20 protein-coding genes are annotated in these 23,092 nt (G+C 36.5%); 4 read left to right on the top strand and 16 right to left on the bottom strand.

Going from position 1 to position 23,092, the window contains the following annotated elements:
- The 4 genes from EKM60_RS06905 to EKM60_RS06890 all read left to right on the top strand — a co-directional run.
- The coding region (locus tag EKM60_RS06905; protein ID WP_164508307.1) for an IS3 family transposase at window positions 1-119 on the top strand (119 nt) is incomplete at its 5' end.
- A 140-nt stretch (window positions 120-259) separates the two neighbouring features.
- Window positions 260-853 carry an ATP-dependent Clp protease proteolytic subunit gene (locus EKM60_RS06900; RefSeq protein ID WP_125713816.1) on the top strand — a complete coding sequence of 198 codons (594 nt, stop codon included), beginning with the start codon at window positions 260-262 and terminating at the stop codon, window positions 851-853.
- Window positions 854-965: 112 nt separating this feature from the next.
- Window positions 966-2,348, top strand: a complete 1,383-nt coding sequence (locus EKM60_RS06895; RefSeq protein WP_125713814.1) for a DHA2 family efflux MFS transporter permease subunit — start codon at window positions 966-968, stop codon at window positions 2,346-2,348.
- 22 nt (window positions 2,349-2,370) lie between these two features.
- Entirely contained in the window at window positions 2,371-3,006 is a 636-nt protein-coding gene (locus EKM60_RS06890) for a methyltransferase family protein (RefSeq protein ID WP_125713812.1), read from the top strand.
- A 161-nt stretch (window positions 3,007-3,167) separates the two neighbouring features.
- On the opposite strand, the gene whiA is transcribed toward EKM60_RS06890, so the two are convergent.
- From whiA to phoU, 16 genes are all read right to left on the bottom strand, one after another.
- Entirely contained in the window at window positions 3,168-4,103 is a 936-nt protein-coding gene (gene whiA / locus EKM60_RS06885) for a DNA-binding protein WhiA (protein ID WP_125713810.1), read from the bottom strand.
- Window positions 4,103-5,137, bottom strand: a complete 1,035-nt coding sequence (locus EKM60_RS06880; protein WP_125713808.1) for a gluconeogenesis factor YvcK family protein — start codon at window positions 5,135-5,137, stop codon at window positions 4,103-4,105. The genes whiA and EKM60_RS06880 overlap by 1 nt, the downstream gene beginning before the upstream one ends.
- Complete coding sequence (gene rapZ / locus EKM60_RS06875) at window positions 5,124-6,038, bottom strand: RNase adapter RapZ (protein ID WP_125713806.1); 915 nt, start codon at window positions 6,036-6,038, stop codon at window positions 5,124-5,126. The genes EKM60_RS06880 and rapZ overlap by 14 nt, the downstream gene beginning before the upstream one ends.
- A gap of 129 nt (window positions 6,039-6,167) precedes the next feature.
- Complete coding sequence (uvrA, locus tag EKM60_RS06870) at window positions 6,168-9,023, bottom strand: excinuclease ABC subunit UvrA (RefSeq protein ID WP_125713804.1); 2,856 nt, start codon at window positions 9,021-9,023, stop codon at window positions 6,168-6,170.
- Between the two features lie 2 nt (window positions 9,024-9,025).
- Complete coding sequence (uvrB, locus tag EKM60_RS06865; RefSeq protein WP_125713802.1) at window positions 9,026-11,035, bottom strand: excinuclease ABC subunit UvrB; 2,010 nt, start codon at window positions 11,033-11,035, stop codon at window positions 9,026-9,028.
- A 121-nt stretch (window positions 11,036-11,156) separates the two neighbouring features.
- The gene (locus tag EKM60_RS06860) at window positions 11,157-12,401 is read right to left on the bottom strand and encodes an MFS transporter (protein WP_125713800.1); all 1,245 of its coding nucleotides are present in this window, start codon (window positions 12,399-12,401) and stop codon (window positions 11,157-11,159) included.
- A gap of 9 nt (window positions 12,402-12,410) precedes the next feature.
- Window positions 12,411-13,703, bottom strand: coding sequence for an alkaline phosphatase family protein (locus EKM60_RS06855; RefSeq protein WP_125713798.1), 1,293 nt, complete (start codon window positions 13,701-13,703; stop codon window positions 12,411-12,413).
- A gap of 399 nt (window positions 13,704-14,102) precedes the next feature.
- Window positions 14,103-14,294 carry a hypothetical protein gene (locus tag EKM60_RS06850; RefSeq protein WP_125713796.1) on the bottom strand — a complete coding sequence of 64 codons (192 nt, stop codon included), beginning with the start codon at window positions 14,292-14,294 and terminating at the stop codon, window positions 14,103-14,105.
- Window positions 14,295-14,399: 105 nt separating this feature from the next.
- On the bottom strand, window positions 14,400-16,616 hold the full coding sequence (locus EKM60_RS06845; RefSeq protein ID WP_125713794.1) for a SpaA isopeptide-forming pilin-related protein: 2,217 nt from the start codon (window positions 16,614-16,616) through the stop codon (window positions 14,400-14,402).
- 107 nt (window positions 16,617-16,723) lie between these two features.
- Window positions 16,724-18,442: a phospho-sugar mutase gene (locus tag EKM60_RS06840; protein WP_125713792.1), complete on the bottom strand. Its 1,719-nt coding sequence runs from the start codon at window positions 18,440-18,442 to the stop codon at window positions 16,724-16,726.
- Between the two features lie 451 nt (window positions 18,443-18,893).
- On the bottom strand, window positions 18,894-19,835 hold the full coding sequence (gene trxB, locus EKM60_RS06835) for a thioredoxin-disulfide reductase (protein ID WP_164508350.1): 942 nt from the start codon (window positions 19,833-19,835) through the stop codon (window positions 18,894-18,896).
- 63 nt (window positions 19,836-19,898) lie between these two features.
- Window positions 19,899-20,711 (bottom strand): prolipoprotein diacylglyceryl transferase, encoded by an 813-nt coding sequence (gene lgt / locus EKM60_RS06830; RefSeq protein ID WP_125713788.1) that lies wholly within the window; start codon window positions 20,709-20,711, stop codon window positions 19,899-19,901.
- Window positions 20,711-21,655 carry an HPr(Ser) kinase/phosphatase gene (gene hprK / locus EKM60_RS06825; RefSeq protein ID WP_125713785.1) on the bottom strand — a complete coding sequence of 315 codons (945 nt, stop codon included), beginning with the start codon at window positions 21,653-21,655 and terminating at the stop codon, window positions 20,711-20,713. Before hprK ends, lgt begins: the two co-directional genes overlap by 1 nt.
- A gap of 65 nt (window positions 21,656-21,720) precedes the next feature.
- Complete coding sequence (locus EKM60_RS06820; RefSeq protein ID WP_125713783.1) at window positions 21,721-22,086, bottom strand: phage holin family protein; 366 nt, start codon at window positions 22,084-22,086, stop codon at window positions 21,721-21,723.
- Entirely contained in the window at window positions 22,083-22,346 is a 264-nt protein-coding gene (locus EKM60_RS06815; protein ID WP_125713781.1) for a PspC domain-containing protein, read from the bottom strand. The genes EKM60_RS06820 and EKM60_RS06815 overlap by 4 nt, the downstream gene beginning before the upstream one ends.
- 56 nt (window positions 22,347-22,402) lie before the next feature.
- The gene (phoU, locus tag EKM60_RS06810; RefSeq protein WP_125713779.1) at window positions 22,403-23,080 is read right to left on the bottom strand and encodes a phosphate signaling complex protein PhoU; all 678 of its coding nucleotides are present in this window, start codon (window positions 23,078-23,080) and stop codon (window positions 22,403-22,405) included.
- Between the last annotated feature and the right edge of the window lie 12 nt (window positions 23,081-23,092).

Below are 23,092 nucleotides of genomic sequence, written 5' to 3'. Positions count from 1 at the left end.
ATCTCATTCAGTCAATGACTGAATGGATCGACTTCTATAACAATAGACGTATTAAAACAAAATTAAACGGAAAGTCTCCGGTAAAATACCGAGAACTTTCCGTTCAAAAAGCAGCATAACTATTTGTCCAAACTTAAGGGTTCAGATCATTATGGGAGTTTTTTTGTAATCTTGAGGTTTGTTTGTTGACCCTCTCAAGATAGTATGCTAAATTAGCACTGTACTATTAAGAGTGCTAATTAAAACTAGGAGGCATTTTATGTTAGTTCCTACAGTTATTGAACAAAACTCACGTGGCGAACGTGCCTATGACATTTATTCAAGATTATTAAAAGACAGAATCATCATGTTATCTGGCGAGGTTAACGATCAATTAGCTAATACAGTAATTGCTGAATTACTCTTCCTTGATGCTCAAGACTCTGACAAGGATATTTCTATCTACATTAACTCACCCGGTGGTTCTGTTACAGCCGGATTAGCTATTATGGATACTATGAACTTTGTAAAATCTGATATTCAAACTATTGCAACAGGTTTAGCTGCTTCAATGGCCAGTGTTCTATTATCAGCCGGAACAAAGGGAAAACGTTTTGCACTTCCAAACTCAACTGTTCTTATTCACCAACCATCTGGTGGTGCTCAAGGACAACAAACTGAGATTGAAATTGTTGCTAAAGAAATCGGTAAAACAAGAGAGAGATTAAATCGTATCTTGGCCGACAATTCTGGACAAGCATTTGAAAAGCTTCAAAAGGATACAGAACGTGATAATTACATGACTGCTCAAGAAGCTAAGGATTACGGTTTGATTGATGAAGTTATGATAAATAAAGAAAAAGCTAAGAAATAGCTTATCTTCAGCGCAGAATATTTGTATTCTGCGCTTTTTTGTTGCCATTAGACAGTTTTTGTTAATTAGGCTATCCTTAATTTATAATTAGGATAATAAAAGGAGGATTAATATGGAGACTACTATAAAGGATTCTTTAAGTCGTAAATTATTCATTATTACGCTCTTGTCTGGTACGTTTACTATGTCTATCAGCCAATCATCACTATCGACGGCTTATCCAACTCTCATGAAATTCTTCGGCGTCACCGCACCAACGATTCAGTGGTTAACAACTGGATTTATGCTAATAATGTGTATCATGATGCCGATCAGTCCCTGGTTCTTGAACAATATTTCATTCAAGAAGATATTTTTAGGAGTTGTTGCAATTTTTGCAATTGGTACTTTGATCATCATCACTGCCACAAATTTTCCAATGGCAATGTTAGGCAGAGCGTTAGAAGCAATTGGTGTAGGACTTTTATTTCCATCATTTCAATCAGTCCTATTAGCCATCACACCACAGGATAATCGTGGTACTACTATGGGCTTTGCAGGATTAGTCATGGGGTCAGCTTTAGCATCTGGACCCATTATTTCTGGTATAGTTTTAAACTTTTTAAAATGGCAAGGATTATTCGTGATCTTCTTGATCATCATGATAGTTATCTTTATTATCGGATTGTTTTATATTAAAGATGTCATGCCACGTCATAAAGTAAAGCTTGATGCTATTTCGATCTTCTACCTGTTAGGATTGATCGGGTTATTATACGTTGTCAATCAATCTGGCAGTACCCACAGTTTAAGTACAAATCTTATGATTCTTTTAGTTGTCAGTTTAGTTATGACTGGATTATTTATTCATCGTCAACTGACTCAAAAAGAACCACTATTGGATTTAAAAGTTATGAGTAATTTCAACTTTGATCTAGCGGTATTATTGACAGGCTTTTCTTATATATCTTTGATCGTTGTAACGATTATTTATCCATTATATTATCAAAATATTCTGCACACTTCCGTCTTGGTTTCAGGATTGGCACTAGTCCCACCAGCTATTTTGTTAAGTATTCTAAACCCACTAACTGGTAAATTAGCTGATAAGATCGGATTCAAATCAACCTTGATATCTGGAATGTCGATGATCGTTATTGGCTGGTTCTTACTATTCATTCTCAATCAAAAATTAGGTTTAGTACCAATGATCCTAATTGCCATGCTGATCGAGGGCGGAAATGCTTTTGTCATGATGCCCGCGACAACACTAGGTGGTAATTCCCTATCAGAGGAACTTATCCCACATGGTACGGCTATTATTACCACTGTTCGTCAATTATTAGGCTCTCTAGGCGTTAGTTTGGCTACACTTATACTTTCAAATCAGAATCACGGTCTAGCCTCAAATACGGGACTAGTAGGCTATCACTATGTCTTCACTTTCTTCTGTATTATGGCAATTCTTGGTTTTATCTTTGCCATTATGGTTAAAGATAAGAAGAAAACTAATTAGTTTGAACTAATGGAGAACAATAATGTATGGAATTCATAGAAAAACTACCAGTGCTAAAATATTTATACTAGTAATTCAAATAATCTATTTACTAGCAATTTCATTATTCATATTTCCACATTTTGATAATTTCATGATGGAAAATATTGATCTTATGATCTGGATCACTTTTTTAAGACTGAATGCGATGATGTTCTTCTGGCTTCCCCGTGGAATTAGCTGGAAAGAAGCTATCGGAAATAGTTTGGCATTTGGATTGTACTATATTGGATTTCCACTCTTGGCAATTTTTGGAGATATCGATCCTGTAATGATTATTAGCGGATGGATACTATTTATTGCAGGAGCGTTGATCAACACTACCTCTGAATTATTACGTAAACCCTTCAAAGATGATCAAAAAAATAAGGGTAAATTATATACTGGAGGACTCTTCAAATACGCCATTCATATTAATTATTTTGGGGACGTCATATGGGTCTTAGGTTTTGCACTGACAACCTGTAACTGGTGGAGTTTGATCATACCGTTGTTCCTGCTCTGTATGTTTGTTTTCAATTACATTCCTAATGCTGATAAATATTTACAAAAGCACTACGGTCAATCATTCATCGAATATCGTAGACATACTAAAAAGTTGATCCCATTTATCTGGTAAACAAAAATCGTACTTGCAATTTGCAGGTACGATTTTTTTAATCGAACAATTTATCACTGTCTTCATTAAGATTGCCACCAACGAACAACACCTGAAAAGCTATTAATACCATCTGTAATGATAAAAATAAAAAAAGAAATCATTCAAAATGAACAATCTCTTTAAACACTAGCACTTTCGGCTATTTGATTTATTTTTCTTAATCGATGATTGATACCAGATTTAGAAATAGCACCACTAGGTACCATCTCACCTAATTCTTTAAGGGAAACTTCTGGATTATCAAGTCTCAAAACTGCGATTTCTTGCAGTTTTTGTGGCAATGAATCTAACCCAACTGTTGTTTGAAGAAACTTAATGTTATTGATTTGTCTCTCCGCAGCCTCAACCGTTTTATTAATATTGGCATTTTCACAGTTAACTAACCGATTTACCGAGTTACGCATATCACGGACGATCCTAATATCCTCAAACTTCAGCATCGCATTGGTAGCACCGATAACTTGCAAGAAGTCAGCAATTTTTTCTGCTTCCTTCAAGTAAACAATAAAGCCATTACGGCGATTGGTTATTCTAGCATTCAAACCAAAATGATTCATCATCTTGGCAATGCTCTCATTATGGGATTCATATAATGAATAAATCTCCAAATGATAACGTGATGTTTCCGGATTATTCACACTACCTGTTGCTAAAAAGGCACCACGTAAATAAGATCTCATTCTCTGATCTTCATTCAGGATATCTTTAGGAACATCTGTGTTTATCGACAATCCAATTTCATCCAAGATCCCTAAATCAGTCAACACTTTATTCGTATCATGTTTAAGACGAACTAGGTATTGATTATTTTTTTTCAATTTCATTTTTTTACGGACCAAAAGTTCTGATTCCATCCCGTATTTTTGCTTGATCAAAGAAAAGATTCTTCTAGCAATTGCCGGATTTTCTGTTTGTGCAGTCAAAACAAAATGATGATTCTGGATACTAAGCGAACCATTCATTCTCAAAAGTGCTGATAATTCAACACGGGCATGTTCGGGATGAACTTCCAAACTAGTGAGTTCCTTCTTTACTTCACTTGCATAAGAAGCCACTAGTGTCTCACCTCATTTTTTCTGTTACCTGATTGAAAGGCTAGATTTAAAATTTCACGAGCAATTCTAGCTCCATCATGAAAAGCACCTTTATCGTGTAGAGATAAAAAGTCATCTTGAATAACTCGACATCCCATATCACGTAAACCTTTAAAATCAGGTGTAACTTGTTTAACGTACTCATCATATTTCTTATGATCCATATAATTTTTCGGGATCTCACGAGTATTGACTAATACGGTATCAATATAATTTCCACCTAAATGCTCATTCAAAACATTCACGTGGTCTGCATCTGTAAAGCCTTCTGTTTCACCGATCTGTGTCATAATGTTACAAATATAAACAACTTCGGCTGGAGTTTGTCGTATCGCCTCACCTAGATCACTGATCATTAGGTTAGGCAAAATACTAGTAAACAGACTACCAGGTCCTAATACAACTACATCGGCCTGCATGATTGATGCCACAACGGGCAATAACGATTTAGGTACTTGATCTGGTTCATCCGAATCAGTGACCCAAACACGCTTAACATGTTTACCAGAATGGGTTATCTCATGCTCCCCAGCAAGAGTAGTTCCATCGGTAAATTCAGCATTCAATGTCAATTTAGTATTGCTGGCCGGGTATACGTGACCATCAATCTTCATCATTTTGGACAGTTCTTGTACGGCATCAAAAATGTTAGGTGACATTTCAGAAAGTGCAGCAATGATCAAATTACCGATCGCATGACCAGAGAAGAAATCATCATTGGTATTAAAACGATATTGGAAAACATCTAGGTCAACTTTTGGCAAATCTGATAAAGCAGCCAAAACATTTCGAATATCCCCTGGCGGTACAACATTAATGTAGTTTCTGATAATACCAGAAGATCCCCCATCATCTGCTACAGTAACAATTGCAGTAATATCTGCATCTTTATTTCTCAAACTATTTAAAACAACTGGTAAACCAGTTCCCCCACCTATAACAACAACTTTTGGACGACGCCCCTTAACAACACGAACTATCCTATTTGTTGGCATCTTCAATTACCTTCTTTTGAGATTTATCCATATCACGGTGTGTAATATCGACATAGTAGTTTTCTTTCAGGTCGGTTCCTAAACGTTGTGCAATGGCCACTGATCGATGTTGACCACCAGTACAGCCAATGGCAATCGTTAAGCTTGTCTTACCTTCTTTTTCATAGCCAGGCACAATATATTTAAATAAATCGTATAGTTTTTTATAAAATGTTTCAGTCTGTTCATCGTTCATTACGTAGTCATAAACAGGCTTATCCATTCCAGTTTTTGTTTTCAATTCATCGACATAATAAGGATTCTTCAAAAATCTGACATCCATCACTATATCTGCGTCAATTGGCAATCCATATTTAAACCCAAATGACATCACTTCAATATGAAATGTTGGTACAGCCGAACTCTCTTGAAAATTATCAAAGATTTCTTCACGAAGTTGACGAGGGGTTAAATCAGATGTATCAATTTCAACTTGAGCACGACTCTTGATCTCAGCCAACAATTCACGTTCTTTTTGAATACCATCTAATAGACGACCTTCCATGGCTAATGGATGGCTGCGACGAGTTTCCTTGTATCTAGAAACAAGCTCTTCATCAGAAGCATTCAAGAACAAAATATTCATATTAACTTTTTGCTGTTTCTCTTGTTCATCTTCATCCATCTGTGAAACCATTGAGAAAATTTCATCATAGAATGCACGAGAACGAATATCAACCACCAAGGCTACCTTGTTGATCGTTCCCGATTCATGAACTAATTCCCAGAATTTGGGCAAAAGATTTGGTGGCATATTATCAATACAGAAATACCCCAGATCTTCAAAAGACTGCATAGCAACAGTTTTACCTGCACCACTCATACCAGTCACGATAACTAAATTAAGCACGTCTTTTGACATAAGTGCACCTCACATTCAGGTTATAGCATACCACAACGACCCTGGTGTGTCATTTTTAGTGTGTGCCTAGAAATTCAAAATTTTACCCAAATAAAAAGTACCTGAAAAATTTCAGATACTTTTTATTAATTATTTCTTTTCAGCCTCAATGGTACGCTTAGTATCACGTTCCAAAATTGGTTTCAAATATTGACCTGTATAACTTTTCTTAACGTCACAAATTTCTTCTGGTGTTCCAGTAGCAACAATTTGTCCGCCACCTTCTCCACCTTCTGGTCCAAGATCGATCACCCAATCAGATGACTTAATGACATCCAAATTATGTTCGATAACCAGAACAGTATTACCTTCATCAACCAAACGTTGCAAGACCTCAAGTAAACGTTTGATATCATCAGTATGCAAGCCAGTCGTTGGTTCATCGAGAATATAGAAGTTATGACCGCTAGACTTCTTATACAATTCAGAAGCTAACTTCATACGTTGAGCTTCACCACCAGATAATTGTGTGGCGGATTGTCCCATTGAAACATATCCTAGTCCAACATCAACAATCGTCTGTAGTTTTCTTCTGATCTTAGGAATATTACTAAAGAAGTCTAAAGCATCTTCAACTTTCATATCCAATACTTCGGCAATATTTTTGCCTTTGTAGGTAACTTCAAGTGTTTCTGAATTATAACGTGTCCCATGACAAACTTCACATGGTACATAAACATCGGGCAAGAAGTTCATTTCGATTTTAATAATTCCATCACCATGGCAGTTCTCACAACGTCCGCCTTTGACGTTAAATGAGAATCTGCCCTTTTTGTATCCACGTAATTTGGCCTCATTGGTCTGGGCAAATAAATCACGAATATCGTCAAATACACCAGTATAGGTAGCTGGATTACTTCTTGGTGTACGTCCGATCGGACTCTGATCAATTGCAATCATCTTTTCCAATTTATCATAACCAGTAATCTTCTTATATTTACCCGGTTTATTGGAATTACGATTCATTTTTTGTGCCAAAGCACGTTTCAAAATCGTATTAACTAAAGTAGATTTACCTGAACCAGAAACACCGGTCACAGAGATAAATTTACCAAGTGGGAACTTCACATCAATATTCTTCAAGTTATTTTCTGCTGCACCAAATACTTCAACAAAGTCACCACTGCCGGCTTTTCTCTCTAAAGGTACTGAGATAAACTTTTTACCCGATAGATACTTACCTGTTAATGATTTGGCACTGCGCATAACTTGTTTAGGTGTTCCAGCGGCCACGATTTGACCACCCTTTTCACCTGCACCAGGTCCAACATCAATTAAATAATCAGCTGCCAACATAGTATCTTCGTCATGCTCAACAACTATCAACGTATTACCAAGATCACGCATCTTCTTTAATGAACTGATCAAGCGATTGTTATCACGTTGATGCAATCCAATCGATGGTTCATCCAAAATATACATAACACCTGATAAATTAGATCCAATTTGAGTGGCTAAACGAATACGTTGTGCTTCACCACCAGATAAAGTCCCAGCAGAACGAGAAAGCGTCAAATAATCCAAACCAACATTGATCAAGAAAGTAAGTCTATCTTTTACTTCCTTTAGAATTGGCTTAGCAATAACTGTGCTCTGTTCACCTAAAGTGATTTCTTTGAAAAATGGTAGCTCATCTTTGATCGACATATTGGACACATCGGCAATATCTTGTCCTGAGACCTTAACGGCTAAAGCCTTTTCATTCAATCTTTTACCGTGGCAAACTGGACAAGTAAGTTCAGTCATATACTTACGCATTACTTCACGAGTAAAGTCACTATTTGTTTCATGATAACGACGATTGATATTATTGATCACACCTTCAAAAGGTACATCAACATCACGGACATTTCCGAAATCATTCTCGTAGTGGAAATGGAATGTTTTACCATCGGAACCATACAAAACAGTATTTTTGGCATCTTCGGGTAGTTTTTCAAATGGTACATCCATATCAATTTTAAATTCTTTACAAGCTTGAGCCAACATTTGTGGATAATACTGTGAACTGATCGGATTCCAAGGAATAATAGCACCTTGAGCCAGGGTAACACTTTGATCAGGTACTACTAAATCAATATCTACTTCTAGTTTAATTCCTAAACCATCACAGTTCTCACAAGCTCCAAAAGGTGCGTTGAACGAGAATAATCTAGGTTCTAATTCTCCAACTGTAAATCCACAGAGAGGACAGGCATTCTTTTCGGAGAAAACCATCATATCTTGCCCAATCACATCAACATTCATATAACCGTCAGATAAACGTAAAGCTGCTTCGACTGAATCAAATAAACGTGACTTGATATGATCATTGATCACGATTCTATCAACAACAACATCAATATCATGTTTCTTATTTTTGTCCAAATCTAGTTCTTCACCCACGTCATGAGTTTCACCGTCAACTCTGATCCTGACATAACCTTGTTTTTGAATCTGGGCTAAAGCCTTTTTGTGTTGACCACGTTTAGCTCTGATAACTGGTGACAATACTTGTAGTTTTGTACCATCTTCCAATTTCAAAATAGCATCAACCATTTGTTGAGCTGATTGACTAGTAATAACCGTCCCATCATTAGGACAGATAGGTGTTCCTACACGTGCCCACAATAAACGTAAATAATCATTGATCTCGGTAACAGTACCAACAGTTGAACGAGGGTTCTTAGAAGTCGTTTTCTGGTCGATCGAAATAGCCGGACTTAGACCGTCAATTGAATCAACATCTGGTTTATCCATCTGGCCCAAGAACTGTCTGGCATACGAAGATAAACTTTCAACGTAACGGCGTTGTCCTTCAGCATACAAAGTATCAAACGCCAGTGAACTCTTACCAGAACCTGATAATCCAGTCATTACAACTAATTTATCTCTAGGAATAGTGACATCAATATTCTTTAAATTATGAGCTCTTGCCCCATGGATCACAATTTTGTCATTTAACATATTTACTTCATTTCCGCCTTTAATTCTAGAATCGTGTCACGTAAATTAGCCGCAGCCTCAAAATCAAGTTTCTTAGCTGCTGCTTCCATCTGCTCTTGTAAATTAGACAATAATTCTTTTTGTTCTTTTTTAGACATATCCTTAAAGTCTAGATCATCATCAATTTTTTCAGTTTCTGATGCTTTATTATCAACTTTTTGGAACATTGAAATAGCATCCCTGATTGGTTTAACGATCGTAGTTGGCGTAATGCCATGTTCTTTATTGAAAGCCATCTGTAATTTACGACGATGAGCAGTTTTATCGATGGCTCCCTTCATTGAATCGGTTTCTGAATCAGCGTACATAATAACGCGTCCATTTTCATTACGCGAAGCACGTCCAATGATCTGCACTAGTGATCTTTCAGAACGCAAGAATCCTTCCTTGTCAGCATCCAAAATAGCTATCAAAGAAACCTCCGGTACATCAATACCTTCACGCAATAAATTGATACCAATCAAAACATCAAACTTACCTAGACGCAAGTCACGGATGATCTTAGTCCGTTCCAACGTCTTAATATCACTATGTAAATATCTAACTTTAATACCGAGATCTTTAAAGTAATCCGTCAGATCTTCTGCCATTTTCTTAGTCAATGTCGTAACAAATACACGTTCATGTTTAGCTACACGATCATTTATTTCACCAACTAAATCATCGATTTGTCCCATGATCGGACGTACTTCAATTACTGGATCTAGTAGTCCAGTTGGACGGATGATCTGTTGTGCAACATGATCCGTTCGGTCCATTTCGTAAGGTCCCGGAGTGGCTGAGACATATAGAATCCTGTTAACATGCTTTTCAAATTCTTCCAATTTTAGTGGACGGTTATCCAAAGCACTAGGTAAACGGAACCCATAATTTACCAACATTTGTTTTCTAGCACGATCACCATTATACATACCACGAATCTGCGGCATGGTAACGTGAGATTCATCGATCATAATATTGAAATCTTTAGGGAAGAAATCGATCAAAGTAAATGGAGGTTCACCTTCGGCACGACCTTCCATATGACGTGAATAATTCTCAATACCAGATGTATACCCCATCTCACGCATCATCTCAATATCATATTCAGTACGCTGCTTGATCCTTTGTGCTTCAAGCAATTTACATTCCTTAGTAAATTTAGCGACCTGTACATCCATTTCCTTTTGAATTCTATCCAAAGCTTCTTCCATCTTAGAATCAGAAATCATAAAGTGAGTAGCTGGGAAAATCCCAATATGATCCATTTGACCTTTTACTTCACCGGTTAAAGCGTCCATTTCAATAATCCGATCAATTTCATCACCAAAAAATTCTACTCGAATGGCGTTATCATCACGAGAAGCTGGAAAAATATCAACTACATCACCACGCACACGAAAACGTCCACGTTGAAAATCAATGTCATTTCTTTCAAATTGATTATCGACTAATTCTTCTAATAACTTGTTACGAGCTAATTCTTGACCGACACGTAAAGAAATAATACTATCGGAATATTCCTTAGGGTCACCTAAACCGAAGATACAAGAAACAGAAGCTACGACAATAACGTCATTTCTTTCTAGAAGTGAACTAGTTGCTGAATGCCGCAACTTATCAATTTCATCATTGATACTCGAATCTTTTTCGATATAAGTATCACTCGAAGGCACATAAGCCTCCGGTTGGTAGTAATCATAGTAACTAACAAAGTATTCCACGGCATTATTAGGGAAAAATTCCTTAAATTCACCATAAAGCTGACCGGCTAAAGTCTTGTTGTGTGAAATTATCAGCGTTGGTTTATTAAGATTTTTGATGACATTAGCCATGGTAAATGTTTTACCAGTACCAGTAGCACCCTCAAGAATAACTTCTTTATCACCATCTTTAAAATCTTGTGTAATTTTGTCAATTGCTTGAGCTTGATCTCCAGCAGGTGAATACTTGGAAACCAAATCGAATTTGTTATCGTCTACTCGATCTATCACAGACATACCCTCCCAAAAGCTAAAAAAGACACCTAACTCAAATATGAATTAGATGTCATTTGCGTTAGGCACGATTATATTGGTTCTATATTACCATAGCGAACATATTTTCGCCACCATCTTACTCATGGGCCGTTAACCTTGGTAAGTAGGCAAATATTGCCAATCCAATTAAGAATAAAATACTCAACGAGGCCGCACCAATTGTTGATTTACCGGTAATTTGAGTCACTATTCCGACTAATATCGGACCCATAACTGCGGAAAATTTACCTAAAATATTATAGAAGCCAAAGAACTCGCTACCAGATTTTTTGGGAATCAGACGTCCAAAATACGAACGGCTAAGAGCTTGAATACCTCCTTGACTAGTTCCCACTAAAATAGCTAAAATCCAAAAATCAGTTGCCGTCTTTAATCTCAAGGCGTACAAACAAATACAAAAATACAAAATAATACCGATAAAAATTCCCGTTCTAGTCGATGTTTTATTAGCTAACCAACCATACAAAATTGAAAATGGAAAAGCTATCAACTGAACGACTAATAACACGATCATCAAAGTGGTCGTAGTGATCCCCATATCCATACCAATTGATGTTGCCATTGTAAAAATAGTATCAACACCATCAATATAGAAGAAATACGCTACCAAAAACCAGGCGGCAGCCTTATATTTCTTAATATGTCTTAAAGTTTCATAAACACGTTTAAAACTCGATGAGATAGGCTTTGAACTAGCCTTCAATGAATAAACCTGATGAACATTTTTGATCAACGGAATATAAAAAATTATCCACCATGCGGCCGCTAATATAAAACTCCAGCGAGCTACTCCATAACTGTCTAACATGCCAAATCCACTAGTTAACTGCAAGATCAAGAAGAGGATAAAAGCCAAAACACCACCTAAATACCCAAATCCATAACCATATGACGATAAGATGTCCATATGGTCATCATCAGATACATCAGTCAAAAAACTGTCATAGAACAAATTTCCACCGGAATAACCAATAATCGACAGAATATAGATTCCTAATAACCAAGCCCACTGTGTTGATGGAACGACACTCAGACCAAAAGTCATGATAACTCCCAAGATAGCAAAAATATTCAGCATCTTTTTCTTAGCTTTAGGATAATCCGCCAAAGCTCCTAATACTGGTGCCAATATTGAAACCAGTAAAGTTCCAAAACTATTAGCATATCCCCAATAAGCCGTCGCATTAGCTGGAGTAACACCACCATTTTGAGCAACTGATTTGAAATAAACTGGTAAGACCGCAGTTGTGACAATTATCCCGTATCCAGAATTAGCCCAATCATAAAAGACCCAACTCCACTGCTGCTTGTTAAATCGCATAAAATCCCCCTAATTTTTCAAAACGCCGTCAATACTACGACCTGCAATCTCTTCTTTAAATTCTAACCCTAATAATTTGGCAAAGGTTGGCGCTTCGTCTACTAGGTTTGCCTTTTCAATTGTTTTACCTTCATTTACGGCTGGACCATTAAAGACAATCGTTGTCTGATAGCCGGTTTTATCAGGATCATAGCCGTGAACACCATGATAACGATCTGGTTCACCCAGAGTATCTGGGTCAACTTCTTCAATGATCTTAGGGCGATTACTTTCATCAGTAAAGTAGTATCCAGCCTTAGCTTCAATCATAAACGTACATTTTGGATCTGCCCCACGTTTGACGGCCTCTTCTTGGGTATAGATATGTTCAATTCCTTCTACCTTAGATATTACCCGTCTTAATTCATCTACATGTTTAAAATTACGCGTATAAATGTAAGTTGACCCATCACAGGTCTTTGCCATAACTGACCAATTGTATTCAATAGTTTGATTGTTCTTAGATTCCAACCAGCCTTTTCTTGCAAACAAAGTATTTAGATGAATCATCTTATCGACATTGATTTGATAATGATCTCCCAGAATAGCAAAGTTAGTGTCCGCAAATGTTCCGGCCTTTTTAGTTGCGTCGATAAGTTGTGCAACATGTCTATCCAAGCGTTGTAAAGCTTCCATCGCTTCTTTAGAACGAACGCCATAACGGTGACGCATACTGTCCATATCAACCAAATGGATCATTGTTAAATTAGGTTTTTTATTCTCCAAAGTATCCACTGCGCAGGCCGTAATGAAATCATCTAGTTGTGGCTGCTTGATACCGTTACGCAGCTTTCCATACTTATGATTCATTTCCAATAAGAACAGAGGCGAACTAGCCTTCAATGATACCCAAACCTGATTAGTCCAAATTCGATTAGGAAAAATCTCAGCCAAGTTGTAATTTATTTTACTACCAGCAGTAACAGGCCATAAAAAAGCCGCCGTAGTTAATTTCTTTTGACGTGCCAAATCATACAAAGTAGTTGATTCAACATCATTTTGATACCAATACCAATCTGGAGAACGACGTTCTGGTTGAATCTTTGTATTATTGACAATTCCATGCGTACTAGGATATTGCCCCGTGATAATCGTCGTATGTGATGGATACGTTAAAGTTGGATAAATTCCTGTGACAGATTTTACCCAGGTTCCCCCATTAACAAGTTTATTTAAAGTTGGCAATTCTTTTTGATGTTCATTAATATCTCTAAATCCCATTGAATCTAAAGAAATTATCACCATATGTTGATTCGTCGACAAAATAAAAATCTCCCTCAAAATTAATATATAGTTTATTGTAACTCACGTAAGTAACCACTCACCACAAAAAATAAAATGTTTTATATCTGGAGCGTCTCCGAAAGTGAGAAATGGACCTGCTTTGGGAACGCCTTCAGTCAAGGTCTGAAGGCTCGATTTTGAGCTTTGCTATCGCAAATCTCAAAATACGTCCATTCCGTAAGCACGGCTACGCCGTTCTAACGGAATTTCCACAGTTGGTCCACTTCTCACTTTCTACGACTAATTTGTTTGTATAAATATGATTTCAAAACATATCTAAATTAAATATCACAATTTACTGAACAAAAAAGTCTTCCGATTCCATAGGAATACAGAAGATCTTTAAAATACATATATAATTTATTGAACTGTAGGCGGCTAGTTTCGATTAAACTTGATTCCAAAGCCAACCAAAATAGCAACAAGAATCAAATCAATCACATTGAACAACAAGGCAAAGGTTGCCTTTGGTGCTCCAAAATTAATCAAAGCCCATGAAATAAGAATTACCAATGCAATTGATAAAATAAATACTACATCTGCTGATTTATGTTCTAACGCTTGTTCCATAGTAGTACCTCCCCTTAATAATATTTCTTATATCGCATTATAAACTATTAACGCTTAAAAGTGTATAAGAAAAAGCATCATCTGTTTATTCAGACGATACTTTTTTTAAGATCTACGATAATCTGTAAATATTTCCAAGGCAACTAGCAAAAGCAATAGGAAACCAGTTACTGTTGCAAACGTTGTTCTAATCGAACTTGTTTGTGGTAATTTTGCTTGGTTAATATCATCAGAGTTATTTTTAACATTTGAATTTGTTGCAGGTTGCGTCAATATTGGCGTACTTGGATTCAATGTATTACCCGTTCCCGGTTTAGTTGTTAAATCAGGTGTACTAGGAATTTCAGGATTAGTCGGAGTTTCGGGGTCCACTGGATCTACTGGATCGGGGGTATTCGTTGGGTTATCAGGATCACTTGGATCAACTGGAACCGTTACATCGTCTTCTTTATTATTGACTGCCGAAACATCAGTCACATCATTGGCCTTCACACTAAAGTCAATTGGATCTTTATTCAACACGTAATTTTTGGGAGCAGTTGTTTCTACAAATTGATATTTACCGGTTTTAAGATTATCAACAGTGATTTTACCATTGGAATCTGTTGTTAAACCGGATTTCTTAACATCCCCATTGGCATCTACCAAATTGAATGTTGCACCTTGAAGACTAGCTTTAGTTTTAGCATCAGTTTTTGTCAACACTGCTGTACCAGTATCAGTTTTATCTGGAACACTTGTATTAGTAGTCTTATTATCGACCATTGATACCTTTTCATCAGTATTATTTTCTGAAATAGTGAATCCTAATTTTGCTTTATTTATATCGTATCCGGCAGGAGCTGTGGTTTCTACAAACTGATAGTCTCCGGCTGGTAAACCATTATAATTTATTTGGCCGTCATCATTAGTCGTTAATCCTTTGTCAACTTCAGTACCATCGGATTTTTGCAAATCAAATACTGCACCTGCTAAAGCCTTACCTGTGTCGGAGGCTTTTTTATTCAATGTCACATTTCCTTTGATTGTCGAAGGATCTCTTTGATTAGAAACATCAAATTCAACCGGAAGTTGTTGATCAGTCGTAATTTGAAATGCGTATTCCTTATCTGCTTCATCAGAACTTAACAAATAGTTAGTGGGAGCCTTAACTTCAATAAATTTGTAATTATCTGCACGAAGGTTAGAAACATCAATTTGACCATCACTATTGGTGATCAAGTCTTGATACTTAGGATTACCATCAGCATCATTTACCGTTGATCCGTCACTTTTAACCAGATCAAACACAGCCCCTTGTAAAGGTTTATTTGTAGCGGAGTCCACCTTTTTTAAAACTACTGAACCATTGTAACCGGACCCTCCTCCACTATTGCCCCAATTTACAATTGCTGTCGGAGTATAATTTTTTATTGGCCCATCAGGTACTGTAACAGGCTCTCCTCCAGTTTCTTCACTTATTCCCGTATAACTACTCTCTATATAATTTGACCATCTATAAATATCATTGAAATGAACGGTTGAAGTTATATCTGTATTATATATAATATCTATCTTGTCAGTTATTGGTTTAGTAAAGTTTAAGGTAAGACTATCATCAGTTTGATCAATACTTACGCCCTGAATATCATTACCTTTGCTATCTTTAATAGTTAAACTACTTGGATCGAATTTTTGACCTTCACCCATAGTATCGTCTACAACTAAACCAGAAACAGTTTTTACGTTTTGATTTAAAACCGTTTGCCAAGTTAACTTGGTAGGGATTGTCTTATCATCGCCGTTGCTCCATCCGGTCTTAACCATAAACGCTTTGTCTCCAGGGTCTGGATCAGGGTCTCCTCCAGAAGGATTAAGTCCTTTTCCTGCAAATTCCAAATGTATTGTTCTATTAGTGTTATGAGCAGGAAGCGTAAAGTAATCGCTAAAAGTAAAAGTTCCCTCTCTTGTACCATATGGAATGACTGCTGTACCAAAAGCTAAATTCATAACTTGATCTGATCCATTTTTATCGAAATTAAGTTGTACATTATCAGGTACCTTAAAATTAAGCGTCTCCCCATCAGTAATGGTTGCATCATCCGGTATATCCCAATCAAAATTGGCTGAAAGAGATGTATAACCAGCTAAATTAGGAATATTAGTTATATCTTCCTTACCACTACCATCTTTGATACTTATAGTTGGCGTTTTCCAACCATCACCATCACTGACGGCATCTGCATGTGTATTATTAACATTTGCGAAATTACCAATTAAGGAAATTCCAAATATAAACAGCATAAATAACCCTGTTATCCTGTTTTTCTTAGTCTGATTCATAATGCTCCCTCATTTCATAACACACATTATATAACAATATTTATCAAAATATCATTAAATAACAACATAAAAAGAGAGTGTCATCTCAAAATGACACTCTCTTTAGTTTATTCCCAGCTCTCAATAACTTTAGCAAAGTCTGCAAGCTTTTCTGCAGCGTGGTCATCACTATCACTAGTAATACCAACATAGAACTTCATCTTAGGTTCGGTACCAGAAGGACGAATTGCGATCCAAGTGTTATCTTCCAAGATAAATTTCATAGCATCAGCCTTAGGCAAACCTGTTTCTTTAGTACCTTCAGCAGTTGTATCGGTATCTTTCAAATAGTCGATTGATTCAATGACTTTGACGCCATTAACTTCTTTAATACCTTCTTCATGGAATTTCTCCATGATTTGTTTCATTTGTTCTTTACCAGAGATTCCGGCAAAGGTCTTAGATACTGTCTTTTCACGATAGTATCCAAATTCTTGATACAAATCTTCTAAGGCATCATAAATCGTCTTACCTTTTGCTTCGTAATACGCAGCAGCTTCAGCTAATAAAATAGTTGATTGCATAGCATCTTTATCACGAACAAATGGTTTAACCAGATACCCATAACTCTCTTCAAATCCGAATAGGAATTCATAACTGCCGGTTTCTTCAAATTCTTCGATTTTTTCGGCAATATATTTGAAACCAGTTAAGACATCAAACATTTTAACATCGTATTTTTCAGCGATTTTTGTTGCCAATTCAGAAGAAACAATTGATTTGGCAACTGCTCCATTTGCTGGCAAAGTGCCAAGTTCTTTTTTAGCACTCAATAAATAATTGAGTAGAACAGAAGCAATTTGATTACCAGTCATTAATTTATATGAACCATCAGGTTGACGAACAGCGGCTCCTAGACGATCAGCATCAGGGTCTGTTGCAATCAAGATATTAGCACCGATTTTTTTACCTTTTTCAATTGCCAAATCAAATGTTTGAGCAAATTCGGGATTAGGTGCAGGTGTAGTTGGAAATTCAGGATCAAGAATAGCTTGTTCTGTTACCATGGTGAAATTTTGGAAACCTAATTTTTGAAAAATTCTTGGAGCAATCATCTTACCTGTTCCATGAAGTGGTGTATAGACAAACTTCATCTTATTACTAACTTCTTCGATCAACTTGTGATTAACAACGACTGTATCAAGCTTATCTAAGTAATCTAAATCAACATCTTCACCAATCAAACTCATAAGTTTTTCATCACGTAATTCAATGATAGTCTTTGTTTCGATAGCAAATAAATCACTAACTTTACGAACGAATTTAGTAATGTTATCCGATTCAACTGGGGGCATTTGACCACCATCTGGACCATAAATCTTAAATCCATTGTATTCCTTAGGATTGTGACTAGCAGTGATCATAATACCCGCATAAGTATGCAAAGTTCTAACTGCAAATGACAATTCAGGTGTAGGGCGTAATGAGTCAAAGACGTAACTATGAATTCCGTGTGCGCCTAATACCTTAGCCGATTCAAAAGCAAATTCTTGTGAATAGTAACGTGAATCATAGCTGATAGCAACTCCACGCTTTTTAGTTTCATCATCCAACGTATCCATAAAAGCGGCCAAACCTTCAGCAGCTTGTCTAACCGTATAAATGTTCATACGATTGATACCAGGTCCGATCAATCCACGCATACCAGCAGTACCAAATTCCATAGGTGCATAGAATGCTTCCTGTGCAGAATCTGTATTTTCTTTTAATTTCAATAATTGTTGTTTTAGTTCAGGATCAAGCTCTTTATAATCAAGCCAATTTTGCATTATTTCTTGCCAAGACATTAATTCGTCCTCCTAATTTGTAAGACCTTACATTTTCCTATTATAGCAATCTCATAGAACTATTAAAAACTGATTTACTAAAGTTTAACAATAAAAAATTAAATATTACTTAAAATCAGAGCACGTCAATCAACGTTTAGACTTTGAGCATTACCTAGACTAAGAATTGTGCCAACGAAGTTGGTGCGGTTATTAGTCGTAGTAAGCACAGAAGTCTGTTGATTGTAAGTGCGTTTCAATAGAGCATGTCAATAAGCGGTCTTTTCTCGAGCACTACCTAGCTTAAGAATTGTGCCAATAAAATTGGTGCGATTATTAAGCGTAGTAAGCACAGAGATTTGCTTATTGTAAATGCATTTCAATAGAGCACGTAAATCAACGCTTAGGTTTTGAGCATCATCTATACAAAAAAATCGCATTGCACTTAAGCAATACGATTTTGATTTATTAACTATTTAGCAGAAACCTTATCACCTAATTTTTGAATGTAGTTGAAAGCTTCCTGTCCAGCAATTCCACCTTCACCAACGGCAATAGCCACTTGACGAAGACTCTTCTTGCGAACATCCCCAACTGCATAAACACCGGCAATGTTTGTTTCCATATTTTCATTTGTATCGATCCAACCTTCACTATCCAAAACGCCTAAGCTTTCGAATGGTTCTGTCATTGGTTGAATACCAACATAGATAAATGCACCCTTGGCAGGAACAACATGCTCTTCGCCGGTTTCTTTATCTACATACTTAACGCCTGAAACTTTATCGTTTTCGCTGGTAATTTCTTTAACATCAGCATTCCAAACGAACTTGATTTTATCATTCTTGAAGGCACGATCTTGAAGAACTTTTTGAGCACGCAATTGATCACGACGGTGAATAATTGTTACTGATTTAGCCATTTGAGTTAGGTAAACACCCTCCTCGACGGCTGAATCTCCACCACCAATAACTGCTACATCTTGATCCTTGAAGAAAGCACCATCACATACAGCACAGTATGAAACTCCGCGTCCTGATAATTCATTTTCACCAGGAACACCAATTTTCTTATATTGTGAACCAGTTGCGATAATAACAACTTTAGTTTCATAATCACCATCATCAGTGTGGATAACTTTAACGTTACCTTTATCCTCAACTGATTCAACTGTTCCATAACCAAAATCGGCTCCAAAACGAGTTGATGAATTATACATCTTTTCACTCAAATCTGGTCCCAGGATTGAATCGAAACCAGGATAGTTTTCGATCTCCGCAGTATTATTCATTTGTCCACCGTAAATACCACGGTCTAAAATCATTACTGACAAGTTTGCACGTGAAGCATAAAGTGCGGCGGTCAATCCACCAGGACCTGCTCCAATTACAACAACATCATATGTTTTCATCAGTTTACCTCCTCATAAATACCTATCAAATATTACCATTTTAATTTTAAATTGCTATTAACTTGCTCAAACGTCTTGATACCAAGGTTCCTGATATTTCTTACGTCGATAGATGATTAGGATAACCGCAACGGCTAACAAAATCAAAGATAATGCCTGCGAGACCCTGATACCCGGTAAAATATACAAACTATCAGTTCTCATACCTTCAACGAAAAATCTGCCTAAAGGATACCAAACTAGGTAAGCTAAAAATACTTCCCCGCGTTTAAAGAACTGTTTACGATGACGTAATGCCAAGATAATGATCAATCCAATCAAATTCCAACTAGATTCATACAAAAATGTAGGTTGACGATAAGCACCATTAATATACATTTGTTGCACGATAAAATCTGGTAAATGTAACGATTGTAGAAAGCTTAAAGTAGTTTTACCACCAAATGCTTCTTGATTCATAAAATTACCCCAGCGACCGACAATCTGTCCTAACAAAACTGAGGGCGCAGCAATATCTAACATCGTCCAAATTGAAATATTTCTTTTCTTGCATAATACGATCAAAACAATAAAAGCTGCAATCAAGCCACCATAAATGGCGATACCACCGTGCCAGATCTTAATGATCTCACCTGGATTAGCCATGTAAAATGGTAATTCAAAAATAACGTAGTAAATCCTAGCACCGATCAACCCGATCGGTACACCGTACAAAACTAGATCCAAGATATTTTCCGGATCAACATCACGTCTCTTAGCTTCAGATATGGCCATAACGACACCAACCAGAGCTCCTATAGCGATTATCAATCCATACCAGTGAATCTGCAATCCGCCAAGATTAAAAGCAATCGGATTCAAAGCTAATAAATTAAGCATTATTTTTCTTCCTTATTTGTATTATCTTGAATCAAAGCCCCTAAATTCTCTTCAAATTTCTTAGTTGCATCGTATCCCATTTTTTTAGCACGATAGTTCATAGCCGCAACTTCAATAATAATTGAAATATTACGACCAACTTTTACAGGCACCGTGATCTGTGGAACTTTAACATCAAAAATCTCACGTTTATCTTCCATCGAACCGATTCGATCATAGTTCTTGTCAGGTGACCAATTCTCCAAATTAATAATCAGCTGAATATCACTCGATGAACGAACAGCACCGGCACCAAAGAGATTCATAACATCAATGATACCAATTCCACGAATTTCTAGTAAATGATTTAAGATCTTAGGCGCTTCACCAACAATAGTCTTCTCATCTTGTTGGTAAACATCAACACGATCATCAGCAATCAAACGGTGTCCACGTTTAACTAATTCCAAAGCAGTCTCACTTTTACCAATACGAGAGTGTCCAGTTAACAGAATACCAATTCCGTATACATCAACAAAAACACCATGAATTGACTCTCTTGGTGCTAAACGACGATCCAAATATTCTGTAATCATACTTGAAAGTCTTGTCGTTGGTAATTCAGATCCAATAACTGGAACTTTGTGTTCTTCAGCTGCTTTCAACAATTCATCGCTTGGTTGGATAGCACGTGAAATCAATAAAACCGGTGTATCTTCACGACAGATTTCTAACATGACCTTATAGCGATTATTAGCAGTCATCGAAACTGAATACGCTGACTCAGTTTGTCCGATCAGTTGAATTCTTTCACTTGGGTAGTAATCAAAATAACCTGTTAACTCGATCCCGGGACGAGAAATATCACTAGTTGTGATCTTCTTTGTACTTAAAAGCTCCTCACCACTATAAACTTTTAATTCATTATCCTTAACTAAATCAGCTACTGTAACAAAACTTGACATAATCAACCCTCACAAATCATCTTTTTTTTAATTCTATCATTTTATTGATATTAAAAAAACGCGTCTTAGACGCGTCTTTGAAAATTGTTCATGGTATAGCTATTTATAATTGAATTACAAATGGCTAGAATTACGGCTACCAATAAGGCAGCTCCGAAACTACTAAAGTAAAAACTATTCGAACCCAAGATAGCTGAAGTTAACTCCAACGTGATTGCACTGATCACAAAAGAGAACAACCCAAACGTTATAAACGTTATTGGGAATGAAATAACATGTAGGATCGGTTTGACAGTCCAGTTTAACAAAACTAAAACAAAACTAGCTAAAATTGCCGTTGCTAAACTATCAACTCTGAACATGTTTGGTAATAGACGCGCTATCGCTAGAAATAACAGCGTATGAATGGCCACTTTAATTAATAATTTCATTTTTTGTTTTTGTTCAACTCCTTAGTCGAATCTCTTCTATGGTGACGTCTATGATAGCTTGTTTCTTGCACATTGCGCTTCTCAGGCATCAAGAAGACACAGGCTATGTAAACAAGTATTGATAAGAAATAACTGAATGGTGTTATAAAAATAAATCCCAATCTGATCCAAGTGGAATCAATTCCAAAATGTTCACCAATACCACCGCATACACCAGCAAGAAAGCGATCATCACTTGATCTAGTAATTCTTTCCTTCAATAAATTTCACCTCAACTTGTTTCCAAAATATACAACATAGTTGTGTAAAATTCAAACTACATCTTTTTATTGGATCTCTTATTATTAAGTTCCACTACGTGGCCACTATTTAAGTAAACGACCCACTCACAGATATTAGTTGCATAATCACCGACACGCTCGAGATAACTGGCAACCAACATGTAAGATGTACCGCTCAATACATTGTCGGACTTCTTTTGCATATCTTCAATACACAATTTACTGATAGCACGACTCTTTTCATCGATTTTAATATCACGATGTGAAACTTCACGAGCTAGATCTTCATCTTTTTTTAGGTAAGCTTCAAGTGAATCTTCAACGATACTTGTACTTAATTCACCCATCTCAGCAATCAATTTTTCAATTTCTGGGATTCTATGCTCACCCTTAACACGGATAGTCTCTTGTGCAATACTTACTGCATGATCCCCGATTCTTTCCAAATCTGAACTAGCTTTTAAAACCGTCACGATCATTCTTAAATCAGATGTAACTGGTTGTTGTAGAGCTATCATTTCAAAGGAATCTTTTTCTAGATCCATTTCTCTAACGTTGATGAAATGGTCTTTTAAAAGTACATCCTTTGCCAATTCTTTATCGTGATCAATGTATCCCTTAACGGATTTCATAATAGCCTCACTGGCCATCATTCCCATCTCTGAGAATCTTAAATGTAAATTACTGAGTTCTTCCTCGAACGTACTACGCATGAATTTTGCCCC

Origin of the sequence: Companilactobacillus kedongensis (assembly GCF_003946625.1) — a bacterium.
GTDB classification, from domain to species: domain Bacteria; phylum Bacillota; class Bacilli; order Lactobacillales; family Lactobacillaceae; genus Companilactobacillus; species Companilactobacillus kedongensis.
This window is presented reverse-complemented; position numbering and strand designations above follow the sequence as displayed.

Bases quoted from the DNA above. Each gene is read 5' to 3' on its own strand.
- EKM60_RS06860 (WP_125713800.1), bottom strand. From the start codon at position 12,401: ATGCGATTTAACAAGCAGCAGTGGAGTTGGGTCTTTTATGATTGGGCT.
- lgt (WP_125713788.1), bottom strand. From the start codon at position 20,711: ATGCTTAATTTATTAGCTTTGAATCCGATTGCTTTTAATCTTGGCGGA.
- hprK (WP_125713785.1), bottom strand. From the start codon at position 21,655: ATGTCAAGTTTTGTTACAGTAGCTGATTTAGTTAAGGATAATGAATTA.
- rapZ (WP_125713806.1), bottom strand. From the start codon at position 6,038: ATGTCAAAAGACGTGCTTAATTTAGTTATCGTGACTGGTATGAGTGGT.
- EKM60_RS06890 (WP_125713812.1), top strand. From the start codon at position 2,371: ATGTATGGAATTCATAGAAAAACTACCAGTGCTAAAATATTTATACTA.
- EKM60_RS06895 (WP_125713814.1), top strand. From the start codon at position 966: ATGGAGACTACTATAAAGGATTCTTTAAGTCGTAAATTATTCATTATT.
- EKM60_RS06820 (WP_125713783.1), bottom strand. From the start codon at position 22,086: ATGAAATTATTAATTAAAGTGGCCATTCATACGCTGTTATTTCTAGCG.
- EKM60_RS06845 (WP_125713794.1), bottom strand. From the start codon at position 16,616: ATGAATCAGACTAAGAAAAACAGGATAACAGGGTTATTTATGCTGTTT.
- EKM60_RS06900 (WP_125713816.1), top strand. From the start codon at position 260: ATGTTAGTTCCTACAGTTATTGAACAAAACTCACGTGGCGAACGTGCC.
- EKM60_RS06880 (WP_125713808.1), bottom strand. From the start codon at position 5,137: ATGCCAACAAATAGGATAGTTCGTGTTGTTAAGGGGCGTCGTCCAAAA.
- EKM60_RS06840 (WP_125713792.1), bottom strand. From the start codon at position 18,442: ATGTCTTGGCAAGAAATAATGCAAAATTGGCTTGATTATAAAGAGCTT.
- EKM60_RS06850 (WP_125713796.1), bottom strand. From the start codon at position 14,294: ATGGAACAAGCGTTAGAACATAAATCAGCAGATGTAGTATTTATTTTA.
- uvrA (WP_125713804.1), bottom strand. From the start codon at position 9,023: ATGTTAAATGACAAAATTGTGATCCATGGGGCAAGAGCTCATAATTTA.
- phoU (WP_125713779.1), bottom strand. From the start codon at position 23,080: ATGCGTAGTACGTTCGAGGAAGAACTCAGTAATTTACATTTAAGATTC.